The following is a 16,400-nucleotide window of genomic DNA, read 5'->3' as shown; positions in this document are numbered from 1 at the left end:
GTCACCGTTCAAGAGTACCGACAATCCCCGACACTCTAGTCTGCGCAAAGTCTGCGGCGTAACGGCTTGGGTACCCTGCCGGGCGCCCACGTACCCTGTCCTCATGAGTCTTACTGAAGAACAGGCCGCCTCGCTTTCGCCGGATTCCCTGGTCGTCGCGGCAGGGCGCCCGCCGCGCACCCGAGACGAACCGGTCAACCCGCCGCTGGTGCTGTCCTCGACCTACTTCGGTACGGGACCGCTAGGCGACGGCGACCGCGGCTACGGCCGGTATTCCAACCCCACGTGGGACCCCTTTGAAGAGGCGCTGGGCCAGTTGGAGGGCGCGGAACTGCCGGGCCTGCTCTACGCCTCGGGACTCGCCGCCGTGAGTTCGGCCCTGTCCCTGGTGCCCGCCCAGGGCGTGCTCGTCATGCCGTCGCACAGCTACGCGGGATCGGTCACCATGGCCACCGAACTGGCGGCCAAAGGGTTCCTCGAGCTACGGACGGTAGACATCGCGGACACCGACGCTGTACTTGCGGCGCTTGCCCCGGCCGGCGGGCGCGCCGCCAGCATGCTCTGGCTGGAGAGCCCCACGAACCCCATGCTCGGCGTCGCGGACATGCGGGCCCTGACCGCCGCGGCACATGAGGCCGGCGCCATCGTCGTCACGGACAACACCTTTTCCACGCCCCTGGTGCAGCAGCCCCTGAGCCTGGGCTCCGACGTCGTGCTGCATTCGGTGACCAAGTACCTCTCCGGCCACTCCGACGTCGTACTCGGTGCCCTGGTGACGTCCGACGCCGGTCTCCGCGCCGCCCTGCTGCACCACCGCACCATCCACGGCGGAATCGCCGGACCATTCGAGGCGTGGCTGGCGCTGCGCGGGCTCCGCACCCTCGCGCTGCGGATCGAGCGTTCGCAGGCGTCGGCCCAAATTCTGGCCGAGCGGCTCGACGGTCATCCGAAGGTGGCCGGCGTCCGCTTCCCCGGGCTGGCCTCGGACCCCGGCCACGCGAGGGCCAAGGAGCAGATGAAGGGTTTCGGTTCCGTCCTGTGCATCGAGGTGGCACCGGTGGGTGGGCAGGGCAGGGGCCTCAGCGGCGCGGACGCCGCGGACCGCATGATCCGCGCCCTGCAGCTTTGGCTCCCCGCGACCTCCCTGGGTGGGGTGGAATCCCTGATCGAACGCCGGCGCCGGCACGCCGCCGAGCCGGAGAGCGTGCCGGACAACCTGGTCCGGATGAGCGTGGGCATTGAGAACGTAGAAGACCTTTGGGCCGATTTGGAGCAGGCATTGGGCACTCTGGACGGCTAGGCTGGGGGAGTGGACGGACGCATACTCATTTACTTTGTCGAATCCGGGGTTTACCTGGTCCTGGCTGTCGTGGCCTTTGTCCTTGAGGCATGGGCGTTTTTCGATTGCCTCCGGCACAAGGCCAACGCGTTCGAGGCCGTATCGAAGCGGACCAAGACCTTCTGGCTGGCCCTGACCGGCGGCGCGTTCGCCGTGGGACTGTTCTCCCTGCTCTCGCAGCTGGGCAGCGGTGGCGGCGCCAGTTCGCTCGGGATTTTCGGCCTTGCAGCCGTGACGGCCGCGTCCGTGTACCTCGCCGACGTCCGCCCCGCCGTCAAGGACGCCGGCCGCGGCCGCGGCAGCAACATGGGCCCCTACGGCCCCTGGTGATCCCCACCGGCACCCTAAGCTCGCAAGCTCGCCCAGGGAACCCTGCCGGCGTGGGCCCAACACCGGCACCCTAAGCTCGCAAGCTCGCCCAGGGAACCCTGCCGGCGTGGGCCCAACCCCCGGCGCCTAAGCTCCCGGGGCCACGGCGTCCCAGCCGACCGTCACTTCGCCCAGCCGCCAGCGGGACGGGCCGTCCTGGATCGGCCAACCGGCCTCGAGCAGTGCGCGGCACATAGCCCCGAAGCGCTGCCGGTTTCCGAAGGCCGCCAGCGGCGCCGCTTCCAGCCAAGCTTGGTCCATCGCCTGCAGGTAGGCGTGGATCTTCTCGCCGGGCACGTTGCGGTGGATCAGGGCCTTCGGCAGCCTTTCGGCAACGTCGGAGGGTAGCACGAAGGCACCGAACCGCATGGACAGGCTCAGGCTCAGCGGCCGCTCGACGTCGAGCGCCACCCAGGCGGCGCGCCGCCCGATCTCATCGCACGTGCCGTCGATGAACAGCCCGCCCGGGGCCAGCCGGTCCTGCACCAGCCGCCAGATGCCCGCCACGTCGGTTTCCTCGTACTGCCGCAGCACGTTGAAGGCGCGGACCAGCACGGGCTTTCCGGTCATGGGCAGTTCGAAGCCGCCCAGCTGGAACCTTAGGCCGGGCCGTTCAAGGGCTTGGGCCTGCCGGACGCGCTCCGGTTCGATTTCGATCCCCACCATTTGCACGTCCCCGCGGACCGCGGCGAGGCGTTCGAAAAGTTCGACGGCGGTGGCCGGTGAGGCGCCGTACCCGAGGTCGACGGCGAGAGGATGGGCCGCGGCCCGCAGCCGCCATGCCTGCGGCCCGGTCAGCCAGCGGTCCACGCGGCGCATCCGGTTAGGGTTCGTGGTTCCGCGGGTCACGTTACCCACGGGCCTGCCGCCGCGCGCGCCGCCCCTCGTTCCGCCCTTGTTCCGGGGGGCCAGCACCCGTTCAGCCTTCTGCACCACCGCCCAAGCCTATCCTCCAACGCGGGGTCACCCCATTTCCGTGATGGGCGCTGGATGGGCCGGCAGCGACCCCGCGTTGCCCTGAAGCACGCGGTGAAGCAGAAGGTGAAGCACGCTCTGAAACGCGCGCGGTGTAACGCTCGGCACCGCCGCCAACCGCTCGGCTAGGATGAAAACCATGACTTACAAGCTGATTCTGCTGCGCCACGGCCACAGCGACTGGAATGCCAAGAACCTGTTCACCGGCTGGGTGGACGTTGACCTCAATGACCAGGGCCGTGCCGAGGCGGTCCGCGGCGGCGAGCTGCTCGTGGAGAACAACATCCTCCCCGACATCCTCTACACCTCGCGGTTGAAGCGGGCCATCAACACAGCGAACATGGCACTGGAAAAGGCCGACCGCGGCTGGATCGACGTCAAGCGCGACTGGCGGCTCAACGAGCGCCACTACGGCGCGCTGCAGGGCAAGGACAAGGCCCAGACCCTCGCCGAATTCGGCGAGGAGCAGTTCATGCTGTGGCGCCGGTCCTACGACACCCCGCCGCCGCCCCTGGCTGACGATTCCGAGTTCTCCCAGGTGGGGGACCCGCGCTACGCGGACCTCGGCGACGCCGTCCCGCGCACCGAATGCCTCAAGGATGTCCTGATCCGGCTCATGCCGTACTGGGAATCAGACATCAAGGAAGACCTCAGGGCCGGTAAGACCGTCCTGGTCACCGCCCACGGCAACTCGCTCCGCGCCCTCGTCAAGCACCTTGACGGGATCAGCGACGAGGACATCGCCAGCCTGAACATCCCCACCGGCATCCCGCTGGTCTACGAACTGGATGAGAACTTCAAGCCGCTGAACCCGGGCGGCACCTACCTCGATCCCGAGGCCGCCGCCGAGGCCATCAAGGCAGTCGCCAACCAGGGCAAGAAGTAACCGGCCCCCGCCCGGGCAGGCACTAAGTAAGGCACAGCGCACAAACGACGGCGTCCGGCCACCCCCAAGGTGACCGGACGCCGTCGTTCGTATCAGCGCGGTGCTATCAGCGCCGTTGTAACTGCTGCTGATTCAGCCGTAACTGCGGCTGAGTCAGCCGCAGTTGGCCGGAGTCAGTTGTGCTCGATCGTGCTCGGCTGCCACGCGCCCGTCACCAGGTACGTGACCTTCTGGGCCACGGAGACGCCGTGATCCGCGAAGCGCTCGAAGTAGCGGCTGGCCAGGGCAACGTCCACCGTGGTGGCCGGCGACTCCTGCCAGTCGCTGCGGGCGATCGCCTGGAAAACGCTCAGGTGAAGGTCGTTGACGGCGCCGTTGGCCTTCATGATCTCCCGGGCCACGCCGAGGTCGCGGGTTGCCAGCAGCTCCGTGAGCTTCTGGGCGATCAGCAGGTCCTGTTCCGCGAAAGCCTTGAAGGTCTCCCGCAGCTGGTCCGGGACCACTGACGCCGGATAGCGCAGACGCGCCAGCTGGGCCAGATGCCGGGCGAGGTCGCCCATGCGTTCGAGCGAGGCACTCATCCGGAGCGAACCAACCAGCATGCGCAGATCGCTCGCCACCGGGCCCTGGAGAGCGAGGATGTCGATGGCCCGCTCGTCGAGGCTGTTCTGCAGGAAGTCGATGCGGGCATCGGCGGCAATCACGTCCTCGGCGAGGTCGATATCGGCGCCCTGGAAAGCTGTCGTGGCCTTATCGATGGCCTCTGTGACCAGCGCTGAGATCTCGACGAGCTGTTCCCTTACCTGGGCGAGCTCCTCCTGAAAAACCTTACGCACGTGTGCGTCCTTTCCTCGGAAATATTGCCTGCAATCGAAGTGGCGGGCCTATTTCGGTTCACCTACCGGCGCTCCAACTGTCAACTCTTTCAGTGTCCGGTGAACTGTTACGCCCCAATAGGTGAACGTTAGCTGAACCGCTGCCCGAATCGCAGGAGATTTCGGTTTCGGTCACGCGGCAGAGCATAAGCTGGAGCCGTGGATCCAATGCTCATCGGCGTGATCGCCGGCCTGATCGGCCTCTCGTTTGGCATGTTCGGCGTACTCGCGTTCAGGGTCAGTGAGCAGCAGCGGCATATTGTCGACGTCGACGTCGATGACCCCTCGTTGCCCGAGGGGGCCGCGGAAGTGCTCGCCGTCCTCGGCCGCGCGTTCGTGGTGGTGGATGCGATCGACGGCGTGGTCCGCGCCAGCCCCGCCGCCTACGCCTACGGCCTGGTCCGCGGGCACACGGTGGTGCACCAGCAGCTGCTGGAACTGACGGCCAAGGTGCGGCGGGACGGGGTCATCCTCGAACAGCAGCTGGAACTGCCGCGCGGCCCGCTCGGCCAGGGCACGATCGTTGTCCAGGTCCGGGCCGCCGTCATCACGGAGGAATATGTCCTCCTGCTGGCCGATGACCGGACAGAGTTCACCCGCACCGAGGAAGTCCGCAACGACTTCGTCGCGAACGTCTCCCACGAACTGAAGACACCGGTCGGGGCGATCTCCCTCCTGGCCGAGGCACTCGAGTCGTCCGCTGACGACCCCGAGGCGGTGAAGCGGTTCGCCAAGCGCATGCATAAGGAATCGACACGGCTTGCGGCGCTTGTCCAGGACATCATTGAACTCTCCCGGCTCCAGGGCGCCAACGTCGCGCAGCAGGGCCGCCCGGTGGACATCAACCTTGTGGTCAGCGAGGCCGTGGACCGCTCCGTGCTGCCGGCCGAGAGCAAGAACATCCAGCTGGTGGTCGGCGGGCACGCCGATGCCCTGGTCTACGGCGACCAGGACCTTCTCGTGACCGCCCTGCGCAACCTGATCGATAACGCCATCCGCTACTCGCCGGAGAACACCAAGGTGGGCGTGGGCATCCGGGCCAAGGACGGTCTCGTGGCGGTCTCGGTGACGGACCAGGGCGATGGGCTCAGCGCCGAGGACCAGGAGCGCGTCTTTGAGCGCTTCTACCGCGTGGATGCTGCCCGCTCGCGGCAGACCGGCGGCACCGGGCTTGGCCTGAGCATCGTCAAGCACGTCATTTCCAACCACGGCGGCGAGGTGACCCTGTGGTCCCGGCTCGGCCAGGGTTCCACGTTCACCATTCGACTTCCCGAGATAGAAGGGCAGGACGACGGCGACGCCCCCGAGGCGGGCAAGCCCGCTGCCCAAACTTCCAGTCGGGACCCCAGACCGCAACGACGTGACGCCGCAGGCGTCCATGAGCAAGGAGCTACCGCTTGAGCAGGATTCTGATTGTCGAGGACGAGGAGTCCTTCAGCGACCCCCTGTCCTACCTGTTGGGTAAAGAAGGCTTCGAAGTGGAGGTGGTGGACAACGGACTGGACGCCATCACCGAATTCGACCGCAACGGCGCCGACCTCGTGCTCCTGGACCTGCAGCTGCCTGGCCAGTCCGGCACGGAGGTCTGCCGCCAACTCCGGCAGCGCTCCGGGGTGCCCGTGATCATGCTGACGGCCAAGGACTCTGAAATCGACAAGGTGGTGGGGCTCGAACTGGGCGCCGACGACTATGTCACCAAGCCCTACTCCTCGCGGGAACTCGTGGCCCGGGTCCGGGCCGTCCTGCGGCGCCAGAGCGAGCCGGAGGAACTTGTCTCCACCACAGTGCAGGCCGGTCCTGTCCGGATGGACATTGAACGCCACGTGGTCAGCGTCGGGGGCGAGCAGATCGCCTTGCCGCTCAAGGAGTTCGAGCTGCTGGAAATGCTGCTGCGGAACTCCGGCCGGGTCCTGACCCGCGGGCAGCTGATCGACAGGGTCTGGGGCTCCGACTACGTGGGGGACACCAAGACCCTCGACGTCCACGTCAAGCGGCTGCGCAGCAAGATCGAGCCGGATGCGTCTGCGCCGCGGTACCTGATCACCGTCCGGGGGCTGGGCTACAAGTTCGAGCCCTAAAGATCGGAAGAGGCAGCCCGGCGGCCGCTGCTGCCGGGCCGCCGGACTGCTGGACGTCCGGCGCAGTTGAACATCAGGGGACACACAAAAGGAGGGGCACCTGCAGGTGCCCCTCCTTTTGCAATTGTTCCAGCCGTTGAAGCTAGTGGCCGGCCGTGCTGCTCGGCGTCGGCGTGGCCGTCTCGGTAGGCGTAGCCGTCTCCGTCGAGGTGGCCGTGCCGGACTCGGTGGGCGCCGGCGTCGGCAGGTACGACTTGTAGTCGACGATCGTGCCGTCCATGACCGGAACCGTGAACTTGGCTTCCTTGTTGGTGCCGTTCTCGGAGATGGTGACATCGAGGACGGCGCCCGGCTTGGCGCCGGCCGGGTTCAGGATCGCGGCGTCGGTGGAGTCGTTGAGCATGGTGTAGGAGTTCTTCTTGACCGGAACCTGGGTCTGCGATCCCTCCGCACCCTTGATGGTCAGCACCACGTCATTGGAGGAGGTGTTGTACACGGCGCCGATCACGCGGCCCGGCTTGTCCTCGCCATCGGAGACGATGATGAAGTTGCGCAGCTGCAGCGCACCGAGATCAGTCCGGGTTCCGTCCGAGGCCGCGTACTGCTCCGTGGTCTGCTGGGCGTTGATGTAGCCGCAGCCGGTCAGGGACAACAGGCCGATGCCAAGTGCAGCCGTTGCCATTGCCAGCTTGCCGCGCTGGCCCCGGTTCATCGCAGTGAAACGCACGTCACGCACTCCTTGAGAGTCTTGAAACATTATTCAGCCATAGCCTAGCCGCAAACGGCCGCAAACAAGGATTCGGCGACTACACACAAGCGCGGCCAAGCGTGCGTCACCGGCGGCGGGACCCGGCTCGGCGGGGGACGGAAACCTCTTGGCAGTTAGGGCCGCAGGCACTATTATCCGCATTCGTCAAGGGGTTTGAGGGGGCGGATTACGGCCATTTTCCCCGGATTCATGCGGTTCCCGGCACCTTTTGATGCCAGTTGTATGCCTTAATCGTGATAAACTGGTCTGCGGGAAAGGGGAATGTCCACATGGTTTTTGAGGTCGGCGAGACAGTAGTTTACCCTCACCACGGTGCAGCCAAAATTGAAGAAATCAAGATGCGCACTGTCAAGGGCGAAGAGAAGATGTATCTCAAGCTCAAGGTGGCTCAGGGTGATCTGACCATTGAAGTTCCAGCAGAAAACGTTGACCTGGTAGGGGTTCGGGACGTAGTGGGCAAGGAAGGCTTGGAGCACGTGTTCGACGTGCTGCGGGCCGAGTTCACTGAAGAACCCACCAACTGGTCGCGTCGCTACAAGGCAAACCTGGAAAAGCTTGCTTCCGGTGACGTCATCAAGGTAGCCGAGGTCGTCCGCGACCTCTGGCGCCGTGATCACGACCGGGGTCTCTCCGCGGGAGAGAAGCGCATGCTGGCCAAGGCCCGTCAGATCCTGATTTCGGAACTGGCACTGGCTGAGAAGACTGATGAAGAGAAAGCTGCAAGCGTTCTCGACGAGGTCCTGGCTTCCTAGCACAGGGCCGGCCCAGCAGGGCCGGCGCAGATAAGAATCGAACCCCGGTGGCGTCAGCCGCCGGGGCTTCTTTTTGCCCCTTTTCAGCGGCCGCCCCCTCCGTTGCGCTATCGGTTGTGGTCCCTTTGAGCGCCCCGGTCCGAGGCGCGGGGACGTAGTCTTGTGCCCATGGATACTGCACCGACGAATACGTCACAGGCGAATACGTCACAGCCCGGTCCCGCCACAGCGGTCATAGTTGTAGCCGCCGGCTCCGGCCAGCGCCTGGGCTACGGCATGCCGAAAGCAAAAGTACCTCTCGGCGGGGACACCATCCTCACCCACGCCCTCCGCGGTGTGGCGGCTGCCGGGATCGCACAGCAGATCTGCATTGCGCTCCCCCCGGGCGACACCGAGTTGCGGGCGCTGTGCGAGGCCTTCACGCAGGAGCTTGCGGCCGGACACTCCGGCGCGGCGTCGGGCTCCGGCGTCCGGGCTCCCGTGGTGACGGTCGTCGACGGCGGTGCGGACCGCGCCGATTCAGTCCGCGCAGCGATGGCGGCCCTCCTGCCCAATATCGAATCGGTGCTGGTCCACGACGCCGCCCGGGCGCTGACGCCTGAAGCCGTCTTTCACCGCGTGGCAGCGGCGCTCGGCGCCGGTGCCTCGGCCGTCATTCCGGTGATACCGGTCGTCGACACCGTCAAGACCGTCGAACCGACCACCGGCGACGGCGCCGCGGTGGCACCCGAACTGGTCACCGGGACAGCGCCCCGGGAATCGCTCCGCGCCGTGCAGACACCGCAGGGATTCGACCTGAGCACCCTCAAGCGCGCCCACGAAGCTGCCTCCGGGTTCGACGCCGGCCAGGCCGCCCTCGTCACGGACGACGCGATGCTCGTGGAGCTCATCGGGGTCCCGGTCCACGCGGTACGCGGCGCCAGCCAGTCCCTGAAGATCACCACGCCCCTGGACCTGATCCTGGCCGAAGGCCTTCTCGAAGGACCCCTGGGCTTGCGCTGGGTGGAGGGATGAGCATGTCCACCAACCCGCCAGTCGTTTCCCCGGTCATTCCCCGGACCGGGATCGGAGTCGATGTCCATGCCTTCGCCGCCGAGGACGAGCCGCAGCCGCTGTGGCTCGGCGGCCTCTTCTGGGAGGGGGAACGGGGTCTGTCCGGCCACTCAGACGGCGACCCCGTGGCCCACGCCGCCGCCGACGCGCTGTTCTCGGCCTGCGGGATCGGGGATCTGGGCACGCACTTCGGTACGGACCGGCCCGAATATGCCGGAGCATCCGGCGTGACCCTGCTGGCCGAGGCCGCCCGGATTGTTCGCGCCCACGGATTCGAAATCGGCAACATCGCCGTCCAGTTCGTGGCCAACCGGCCAAAGTTCGGCCCGCGGCGGGAGGAATCCCAGCAGGTCCTCAGCGCCGCTGCCGCGGCGCCGGTGAGCGTCACAGCCACCACGAGCGACGGGCTCGGGTTCACCGGCCGCGGCGAGGGGATCTCGGCCGTGGCAACAGCGCTCGTGTATCCGGCAGGCTAAGCACCGCAGGTTTAGCACAGCAGGTGAAGCACCGCAGGTTGGGCGCCGCTGGTTAAGCACCGCCGGCCCCGGTCCCCTACGCTTGAGGGAAGACCCAAGCGAGACACCCGTTCCGAACTGCCAGGAGACCTGCCGTGAAGAAGCTGCTGACCGCCGTCGTACTCGTGGCAGGGACCATGCTGAGCGGCTGTGCCGCCTCCACGACAGCGCCCCAAACGCCTAGCGCCACTCCGAAGCTCAGCGTCGAGGAAAGCTGTAAGTTCCTCAACACCGACACCTTCGTGCCCTCCGGGAGCGCTAAGGAGCAGGCAGGGCAGATTGGCCAGCACTACCAGGAGGTTGCGGACAAGGTAGCGCCGGAGGTGGGCGCCCCGATCCAGCAGATGGCCGAGATCATGAAGCAGGTTGCGGCGAGCCCTACGGGAACCAAGACCGACCAACAGACGGCCCAGCTCACGGAGCAGATCAACAAGATCGGCCAATACTGCAAGTAGGTCGCCGCACCGGCGGCCTGCCTGCCGGCCTCCGCCGTGCCGGCAAAGCCGCGGGTCAGGCCCCGGAGCGCCATCGGCTAATCTGGAGCGGTGACCCTGCGCTTTTACGACACTGCATCCGCCGAAGTCCGCGACTTCGTCCCCCTGGTACCTGGCAAGGTGAGCCTGTACTACTGCGGAGCCACCGTCCAGGGCATGCCACACGTCGGCCACATCCGCTCGGCCATCGCGTTCGACCAGCTGACCCGCTGGTTGCAGTACCGCGGTTTCCGGGTGACGGCAGTCCGCAACGTCACCGACATCGACGACAAGATCCTTGCCAAGTCGGCCGCCTCGTTCGGCGCCGACTTTGAAGACGAGCCCGGAGCCCTCCGCAACGAGGAATGGTGGGCCCTGGCCTACCGCTACGAGCAGGAATTCCTCAAGGCCTACGACACCCTGGGCGTCTCCCGCCCCACCTATGAGCCCCGCGCCACCGGCCACATCCCGGAAATGCACACCCTCATCCAGCAGCTGATCGACCGCGGCCACGCCTACCCGGCCCTGGACGACTCCGGCGACGTCTACTTCGATGTACGTTCCTGGTCCAAGTACGGCTCGCTGACGCGGCAGAAGCTCGACGACATGCAGGGCGCCCCTGACGCGGACCCCCGCGGCAAGAAGGACCCCCGCGACTTCGCGCTGTGGAAGGGCTACAAGGACGGGGAGCCGACGACGGCGAGCTGGGCCTCCCCATGGGGCGCCGGCCGCCCGGGCTGGCACCTCGAATGCTCCGCGATGGTCACCAAATACCTCGGCACCGAGTTCGACATCCACGGCGGCGGCCTGGACCTGCGCTTCCCGCACCACGAAAACGAAATGGCGCAGTCACAGGCGGCGGGCCACGGCTTCGCCAGCTTCTGGATGCACAACGGGATGGTCACCTACGCCGGCGAGAAAATGTCCAAGTCCATCGGCAACACCGTGAGCCCGGCGGAAATGCTCGAACTCGCCCCGCCGCGCGTTGTCCGGTACTACCTCGGGCAGGCGCAGTACCGCTCGGTCCTGGACTACCAGCCGACGTCCCTGCAGGAAGCGGCCGCCGCCGTCGAGCGGATCGACGGCTTCCTCAGCCGCGCAAGCCGGGTCCTGCCCGACCCGGGATCGGAGGCATCCGCTGGTTCTGTCCCGGAAGCTTTTGGGGTGGCTATGGACGATGACCTCAACGTCCCGCAGGCCCTCGCTGTCCTGCACGACACCGTCCGCGCCGGCAACACGGCTCTCACCGACGGCGACCTCGACGCCGCGGGTCAGGCGCTGGCCAGCGTCACCGCCATGCTGGACGTCCTCGGCCTCAACGCCACCGCAACGCCTGCGGCCGACGAACAAGCCAACTCCGCCCTTGGCGTCCTGGTCGAGGCTCAGCTGGAGGCGCGCGCCCACGCCCGGGCCGCCAAAGACTGGGCAGCGTCCGACGCCATCCGGGACACCCTGGCCGCAGCCGGCGTCGTCGTCGAGGACGGCCCGGACGGGGCGAGCTGGAGCCTCAAGCGCGGCTGAAGCCCGTTGCCGGCGGCCGGTGAAGTGGGCCGCCGTCGTCCGTTCCGGGCCACCCCGAAATCGTGGATTTTACTCGAGTCAGTAGACTGGAGGTCAGACTTGTCAACGAATCGCGTATTTAAAGGGTGAAACTCATGGCCAACAACGGTCGCCGCTCGGTCAAATTGAAGAAGGGCCCCTCCGTCGGAACCGGCGGTCACGGCCGCAAGGCTCTGGAGGGCAAGGGCCCCACGCCGAAGGCGGAGGACCGCCCCTACCACAAGGCGTTCAAGAACAAGCAGCTCGCCGAACGCTCCGAGGCCAAGCGCGCCAGCGGAAGCCGCACTACCAGCGCCGCCGCCCGCACCGGCCGCTCCGGTCCCAAGGGGCGCGCCACCGAAGAGGTCGTCACCGGGCGCAACTCGGTGGTCGAAGCCCTGCGCGCCGGCATCCCGGCCAAGGCCCTGCACGTCGCCGTCCGCATCGAAATGGACGACCGCGTCAAGGAATCCCTGAAGCTGGCCGCCGAACGCGGCATCCCGCTGATGGAAACCGGCAAGCCCGAGCTCGACCGGATGACCGACGACGCCATCCACCAGGGCCTCGTGCTGCAGATCCCGCCGTACGAATACCAGGACGCGTACGAGCTCGCCGAAGAAACCCTCGAGGCCTGGAAGAAGGGCCACGTAGCCAACGCCCCGCTCTTCGTCGCGCTGGACGGCATCACCGATCCCCGAAACCTTGGCGCGATCATCCGCTCCGTCTCGGCTTTCAGCGGCCACGGCGTCGTCGTCCCGGAGCGCCGCTCCGTGGGCGTCACCGCCTCGGCCTGGAAGACCAGCGCCGGTGCAGCCGTCCGCGTCCCCGTCGCCCGCGCGGCCAACCTGAACAACACGCTCAAGGCGTTCAAGAACATGGGGATCTACGTCCTGGGGCTCGACGGCGACGGCGACGTCTCGCTGCCCGAGCTCACCCTGGCCACCGAACCGGTGTGCATCGTCGTCGGTTCCGAGGGCAAGGGCCTGAGCCGCCTGGTCCGCGAAAACTGCGACCAGATCGTCTCCATCCCGATCGACTCCGCCATGGAATCGCTCAACGCCTCCATGGCCGTCGGTATCTCCCTCTACGAGATCTCCCGCCAGCGCGCCGCTAAGTAGTCCGTGCTCCGGTGGCGGTTCAGTTCCCAGTCACCTGAGTCGGGGTTGGGTTCCGCCGGAACCGCAGTTTTGCCGTCGCTTAGCGGTCGGCCCCTTCCCAAACTTCGCAAGCTCAGTTCGGGGCCCTCGGGGCTTCCCTTCCTCCCGTCGACGCTTTCGGCCGCGGGCGGCCTTCACCGTCTCTGGTCGGCGATGCGCTCCGTTGCAAAACTCCGGTTCCGGCGATGAGCCCCGCTCACCGTTGGTAGTAAACGGCAAACGCTTCCTCACGTCTCGTGGGGGAGCGTTTCCTGTTAAGCCGAGAACGGCCACAGGCAACGCGGGGTCAGATCGCGCCCATCCGAGGCTCCAAAATGGGCGCGAAGTGACCCCGCGTTGTTGTTGGGAACACTCGCCTCTTCGTCTCTGCCGTTCATGTGAAGCAGCCCGGCGGTTGGTGACCCAATATCGAGCGGGCGGCGGTGTCTTGCAAAGGAGCGCATCGCCGACCAGAGCCGGATGAGGCCGCCCAGCGGCCGAAGGAGGCGGCGGGAGGTGTCTAAGCGACGGCAAGGCGCCGTTGCACGCTGGGGTGACCAGAGCAGGGGTGACCACAGCGTGAAGCTTTGGGGAACAGACGGCTTAGAACCTGTGGCGGTTGGCCAGGACCGGGAGTTTGGTGCGGGCTTCCTGGACGGCGTCGGTGTCCAAGTCCGCGAACAGAAGGCCGGGGGCGCCGTCGAGTTCTTCGAGGACGTCGCCCATGGGGGAGACCACCACGGAGTGCCCGACGCCGGTGGGGGCGGAACCCTTGACCGGGTGACCCACGCTGGCGGGGTCGCCCTGGCCGCAGGCGAGGACCAAGGTGGTGGAGTCCAGGGCGCGGGCTCGGGCCAGGAGCTTCCACTGCTCGGCCTTGCCGGGGCCCGAGCCCCAGGAGGCGCACACAATGTTGACGTCGGCGCCGCGGTCGGCGTTTTCCGTGAACAGGTCCGGGAAACGGACGTCGTAGCACGTGGCGAGGCCGAACGTCACGCCGTCGAGCTCGAAGGTGACGGGGGCGGTGCCGGCGTCGACCGTGTCCGACTCGGCGAAACCGAAAGCATCGAACAGGTGGATCTTGTCGTAGCTGGCCTCGAGGCCGCGGCCGGTGACCAGCAGGGTGTTGCGCACCTTGGCGCCGTCTGCGGCGGTGCCGGGAGTGAACATGCCGGCGACGACCACGATGCCGAGCTCCGCGGCGAGGGCGCGGACGCGGGATGCCCACGGGCCGTCCAGCGGCTCGGCGATAGCCAGGAGCGAATTGCCGAAGGCCCGCATGGTGGCTTCCGGGAACACCACCAGGTCCGCGCCGCCGGCCTTGGCCTGGCGCGCATAGGCGTCCACGAGGTCCAGGTTTGCGGCCACGTCACGGCCGGTAATTATTTGGGCTAGTGCAACGCGCACAATTACCTCCAACTCGGCGCTCCATTACAGTATGCAGTGCGGCGGTCCGTACACTGCAAAACGTCATGAAAACGAAAACGGGGGCCATTTGTCTGGCCCGGCTAAGCTTTAAGCAATGGTTATGTCTTACATAGATACCGCTTCCACCGTAGACGCTTCGCGGGCGTTTCCGCTGGGGATCAGCGTTCCACATACCGGGTCGCCGGCAGTGGACGATCCCCGGGGCGCGTTCGCCAACGTGGCCGTCTACGCGCCCGGCGTAACCACGCTGGAGATCGAATATCAGGCGCCCGGGGGAACCTGGCAGGTGAAGACCCTGCCCAACGTCACCGACGGCGTCCACCACGGAATTGTTGAGGGCATTCCCGCCGGCTCGCGCTATGGCTTCCGGTCCTCCCCGGAACACGAGGCCCTCCCGCTGTCCATGCCCGCCACGAATTTCGATGCCGTCGGCGAGCAGCCGTTGCTGATGGACCCCTATGGCCGGGCCGTCGACGAACGCGAGGGGCTGATCACCAGCGTCCGGGTCGGCAACGATTTTGACTGGGGTCTGGACCGCAGCCCGCGGGTCCCGTGGCGCAACACGATCGTCTACGAGGCCCACGTCCGGGGCCAGACGAAGCTGCACCCGGACATTCCGGAGGACCTGCAGGGGACTTATGCCGGGATGGCCCACCCGGCCATGATCGAGCACCTGATCTCGCTGGGCGTCACGGCGGTCCAGCTCCTGCCCGTGCATTTCCACGTGGACGAGCCGCACCTGCAACAGCTCGGGCTGACGAACTACTGGGGCTACAACACGGCGGCGTTCTTCGCCCCTCATCCCGGCTACGCCACCGAGGCCGCCCAGGCCGCCGGCGCCCACGCGGTCCAGGACGAGTTCAAGGGCATGGTCAAGTTGCTGCATGCCGCCGGGCTCGAGGTCATCCTCGACGTCGTGTACAACCACACCGCCGAGGGCGGCACGGACGGTCCCACCCTGAGCTTCCGCGGCCTGGGCGAGATGCAGTACTACCGCAACGACGGCCACGGCAGGTACGTGGACACCACGGGCTGCGGCAACAGCCTGAACTTCGGCGAACCCCGCGTCGTACAGCTGGTGCTGGATTCCCTGCGCTACTGGGTGAGCGAGTTCCACATCGATGGGTTCCGCTTCGACCTCGCCGTCACGCTGTGCCGTAACAGCGCCAACGAATTCGATCCGCGGCACCCCTTCCTCGTCGCCGTCGGAGCCGATCCGGTCCTGTCCGGCGTCAAGCTGATTTCCGAACCCTGGGACGTGGGCTACGGCGGCTGGCAGACCGGCCGGTTTCCCGCCGGGTGGGTGGACTGGAACGATCATTTCCGCGACGCCGTCCGCAGCTTCTGGCTCGCCGACCGCGCAGCGATCGACGGCGGCGGCAGCGGCGGCCCGGTGGCCCGCCTCGCGGACGCCCTCTCTGGTTCCGCCCGGCTGTTCGAGTCCTCGGGCCGGTCCCGGCTCGCCTCGCTGAACCTGATCACGGCCCACGATGGCTTCACCCTGGCCGACCTGACGGCCTACGACCGCAAGCACAACGAGGCCAACGGCGAGCAGAACCGGGACGGCCACGGCGATAACCGCAGCTACAACCACGGTTTCGAGGGCCCCACTGAAGACGGCGAGATCCTCGCCCGGCGCGCCCAAAGCAGGCGGAACCTGATGGCCTGCCTGATGATTTCCCAGGGCGTACCCATGATCACCGCCGGGGACGAGATCTGCCGGACCCAGCAGGGGAACAACAACGCCTACTGCCAGGACAATGCACTGACCTGGATCGACTGGACCAGCACCACGGAATCCCATGCGATGCTGCGCACCACCAAGCGCGTCATCCGGCTGCGCAAGGAGTTTCTGGCCAGCCAGCCGCATGATTACCCGGCGCGTGACAACCAGTCCTACTTCCACTGGTTCGATGTGGACGGCCAGCCCATGTCCGCCGACACGTGGCATGACCCCGGCCACCGGGTGATCCAGCTCCTGCTCGGGTCCGACGACGGGCACGTCGACGGCCTCGTGGTGGTCAACGGCGGCGCCGACGACGTCAAGGTCACCTTGCCACGGCTGAGCAACGAGGACGGCACCGGGCACCGGCTCTTCGAACTCCGCGTGACGACGTCCGAACTCCATGACCGGCGTCAGGGCGCCCGCGTCGCCTCCGGTGAGCGCGACCTCGTCCAGGCCAACACGATCAATATCTACCGCACCTAAACAA

Annotated in this window: 16 protein-coding genes; 12 read left to right on the top strand and 4 right to left on the bottom strand. The window is 67.0% G+C overall.

Annotation, left to right across the window (positions count from 1 at the left end; genetic code table 11):
• Window positions 1-103: 103 nt before the first annotated feature.
• Window positions 104-1,300 (top strand): trans-sulfuration enzyme family protein, encoded by a 1,197-nt coding sequence (locus tag AC1D1A_RS08925; RefSeq protein ID WP_476932470.1) that lies wholly within the window; start codon window positions 104-106, stop codon window positions 1,298-1,300.
• Window positions 1,301-1,309: 9 nt separating this feature from the next.
• Complete coding sequence (locus AC1D1A_RS08920; RefSeq protein WP_028276353.1) at window positions 1,310-1,669, top strand: DUF2516 family protein; 360 nt, start codon at window positions 1,310-1,312, stop codon at window positions 1,667-1,669.
• A 126-nt stretch (window positions 1,670-1,795) separates the two neighbouring features.
• On the opposite strand, the gene AC1D1A_RS08915 is transcribed toward AC1D1A_RS08920, so the two are convergent.
• Window positions 1,796-2,644, bottom strand: coding sequence for a class I SAM-dependent methyltransferase (locus AC1D1A_RS08915; protein ID WP_476947553.1), 849 nt, complete (start codon window positions 2,642-2,644; stop codon window positions 1,796-1,798).
• Between the two features lie 178 nt (window positions 2,645-2,822).
• Here AC1D1A_RS08915 and AC1D1A_RS08910 point away from each other — a divergent pair, with 178 nt between their 5' ends.
• Window positions 2,823-3,569 (top strand): phosphoglyceromutase, encoded by a 747-nt coding sequence (locus AC1D1A_RS08910; protein ID WP_230009468.1) that lies wholly within the window; start codon window positions 2,823-2,825, stop codon window positions 3,567-3,569.
• A 173-nt stretch (window positions 3,570-3,742) separates the two neighbouring features.
• Here the strand turns inward: AC1D1A_RS08910 and phoU are convergent, their stop codons facing one another.
• On the bottom strand, window positions 3,743-4,405 hold the full coding sequence (gene phoU, locus AC1D1A_RS08905) for a phosphate signaling complex protein PhoU (protein ID WP_079552056.1): 663 nt from the start codon (window positions 4,403-4,405) through the stop codon (window positions 3,743-3,745).
• 207 nt (window positions 4,406-4,612) lie between these two features.
• On the opposite strand from phoU, the gene AC1D1A_RS08900 reads away from it, so the two are divergent.
• Both AC1D1A_RS08900 and AC1D1A_RS08895 read left to right on the top strand, forming a co-directional pair.
• Entirely contained in the window at window positions 4,613-5,845 is a 1,233-nt protein-coding gene (locus AC1D1A_RS08900) for a sensor histidine kinase (protein WP_223915308.1), read from the top strand.
• Complete coding sequence (locus tag AC1D1A_RS08895; protein WP_018774213.1) at window positions 5,842-6,522, top strand: response regulator transcription factor; 681 nt, start codon at window positions 5,842-5,844, stop codon at window positions 6,520-6,522. Before AC1D1A_RS08900 ends, AC1D1A_RS08895 begins: the two co-directional genes overlap by 4 nt.
• 142 nt (window positions 6,523-6,664) lie before the next feature.
• On the opposite strand, the gene AC1D1A_RS08890 is transcribed toward AC1D1A_RS08895, so the two are convergent.
• Window positions 6,665-7,234 (bottom strand): hypothetical protein, encoded by a 570-nt coding sequence (locus AC1D1A_RS08890; RefSeq protein ID WP_223915304.1) that lies wholly within the window; start codon window positions 7,232-7,234, stop codon window positions 6,665-6,667.
• A gap of 326 nt (window positions 7,235-7,560) precedes the next feature.
• Between AC1D1A_RS08890 and AC1D1A_RS08885 the strand changes: the two genes are divergently transcribed.
• The 6 genes from AC1D1A_RS08885 to rlmB all read left to right on the top strand — a co-directional run bounded on the left by AC1D1A_RS08885 (window position 7,561) and on the right by rlmB (window position 12,741).
• On the top strand, window positions 7,561-8,043 hold the full coding sequence (locus tag AC1D1A_RS08885) for a CarD family transcriptional regulator (protein ID WP_026266570.1): 483 nt from the start codon (window positions 7,561-7,563) through the stop codon (window positions 8,041-8,043).
• 168 nt (window positions 8,044-8,211) lie between these two features.
• Entirely contained in the window at window positions 8,212-9,057 is an 846-nt protein-coding gene (gene ispD, locus AC1D1A_RS08880; protein WP_476947552.1) for a 2-C-methyl-D-erythritol 4-phosphate cytidylyltransferase, read from the top strand.
• On the top strand, window positions 9,054-9,572 hold the full coding sequence (gene ispF / locus AC1D1A_RS08875; protein WP_476850589.1) for a 2-C-methyl-D-erythritol 2,4-cyclodiphosphate synthase: 519 nt from the start codon (window positions 9,054-9,056) through the stop codon (window positions 9,570-9,572). Before ispD ends, ispF begins: the two co-directional genes overlap by 4 nt.
• Window positions 9,573-9,706: 134 nt before the next feature.
• Window positions 9,707-10,066, top strand: coding sequence for a hypothetical protein (locus AC1D1A_RS08870; RefSeq protein ID WP_223914369.1), 360 nt, complete (start codon window positions 9,707-9,709; stop codon window positions 10,064-10,066).
• Between the two features lie 90 nt (window positions 10,067-10,156).
• Window positions 10,157-11,605: a cysteine--tRNA ligase gene (gene cysS / locus AC1D1A_RS08865; RefSeq protein WP_476947551.1), complete on the top strand. Its 1,449-nt coding sequence runs from the start codon at window positions 10,157-10,159 to the stop codon at window positions 11,603-11,605.
• A 134-nt stretch (window positions 11,606-11,739) separates the two neighbouring features.
• Window positions 11,740-12,741 (top strand): 23S rRNA (guanosine(2251)-2'-O)-methyltransferase RlmB, encoded by a 1,002-nt coding sequence (gene rlmB, locus AC1D1A_RS08860; RefSeq protein WP_028276342.1) that lies wholly within the window; start codon window positions 11,740-11,742, stop codon window positions 12,739-12,741.
• Between the two features lie 621 nt (window positions 12,742-13,362).
• Here rlmB and AC1D1A_RS08855 read toward each other — a convergent pair.
• Window positions 13,363-14,166, bottom strand: a complete 804-nt coding sequence (locus AC1D1A_RS08855) for a carbon-nitrogen hydrolase family protein (protein WP_476947550.1) — start codon at window positions 14,164-14,166, stop codon at window positions 13,363-13,365.
• A 115-nt stretch (window positions 14,167-14,281) separates the two neighbouring features.
• Here AC1D1A_RS08855 and glgX point away from each other — a divergent pair, with 115 nt between their 5' ends.
• Window positions 14,282-16,396, top strand: a complete 2,115-nt coding sequence (gene glgX / locus AC1D1A_RS08850; RefSeq protein ID WP_476858130.1) for a glycogen debranching protein GlgX — start codon at window positions 14,282-14,284, stop codon at window positions 16,394-16,396.
• Window positions 16,397-16,400 lie beyond the last annotated feature (4 nt).

This window comes from Arthrobacter sp. P1_B9 (genome assembly GCF_056406495.1).
Note: the sequence above shows the minus strand (reverse complement) of the source record. Positions and strands in the feature narration are given on the sequence as shown.

What these genes read in the sequence shown, in the direction of transcription:
- AC1D1A_RS08925 (WP_476932470.1), top strand. Translation starts at nt 104, where the DNA reads ATGAGTCTTACTGAAGAACAGGCCGCCTCGCTTTCGCCGGATTCCCTG.
- AC1D1A_RS08910 (WP_230009468.1), top strand. Translation starts at nt 2,823, where the DNA reads ATGACTTACAAGCTGATTCTGCTGCGCCACGGCCACAGCGACTGGAAT.
- AC1D1A_RS08900 (WP_223915308.1), top strand. Translation starts at nt 4,613, where the DNA reads ATGCTCATCGGCGTGATCGCCGGCCTGATCGGCCTCTCGTTTGGCATG.
- AC1D1A_RS08890 (WP_223915304.1), bottom strand. Translation starts at nt 7,234, where the DNA reads ATGAACCGGGGCCAGCGCGGCAAGCTGGCAATGGCAACGGCTGCACTT.
- AC1D1A_RS08885 (WP_026266570.1), top strand. Translation starts at nt 7,561, where the DNA reads ATGGTTTTTGAGGTCGGCGAGACAGTAGTTTACCCTCACCACGGTGCA.
- ispD (WP_476947552.1), top strand. Translation starts at nt 8,212, where the DNA reads ATGGATACTGCACCGACGAATACGTCACAGGCGAATACGTCACAGCCC.
- ispF (WP_476850589.1), top strand. Translation starts at nt 9,054, where the DNA reads ATGAGCATGTCCACCAACCCGCCAGTCGTTTCCCCGGTCATTCCCCGG.
- rlmB (WP_028276342.1), top strand. Translation starts at nt 11,740, where the DNA reads ATGGCCAACAACGGTCGCCGCTCGGTCAAATTGAAGAAGGGCCCCTCC.
- glgX (WP_476858130.1), top strand. Translation starts at nt 14,282, where the DNA reads ATGGTTATGTCTTACATAGATACCGCTTCCACCGTAGACGCTTCGCGG.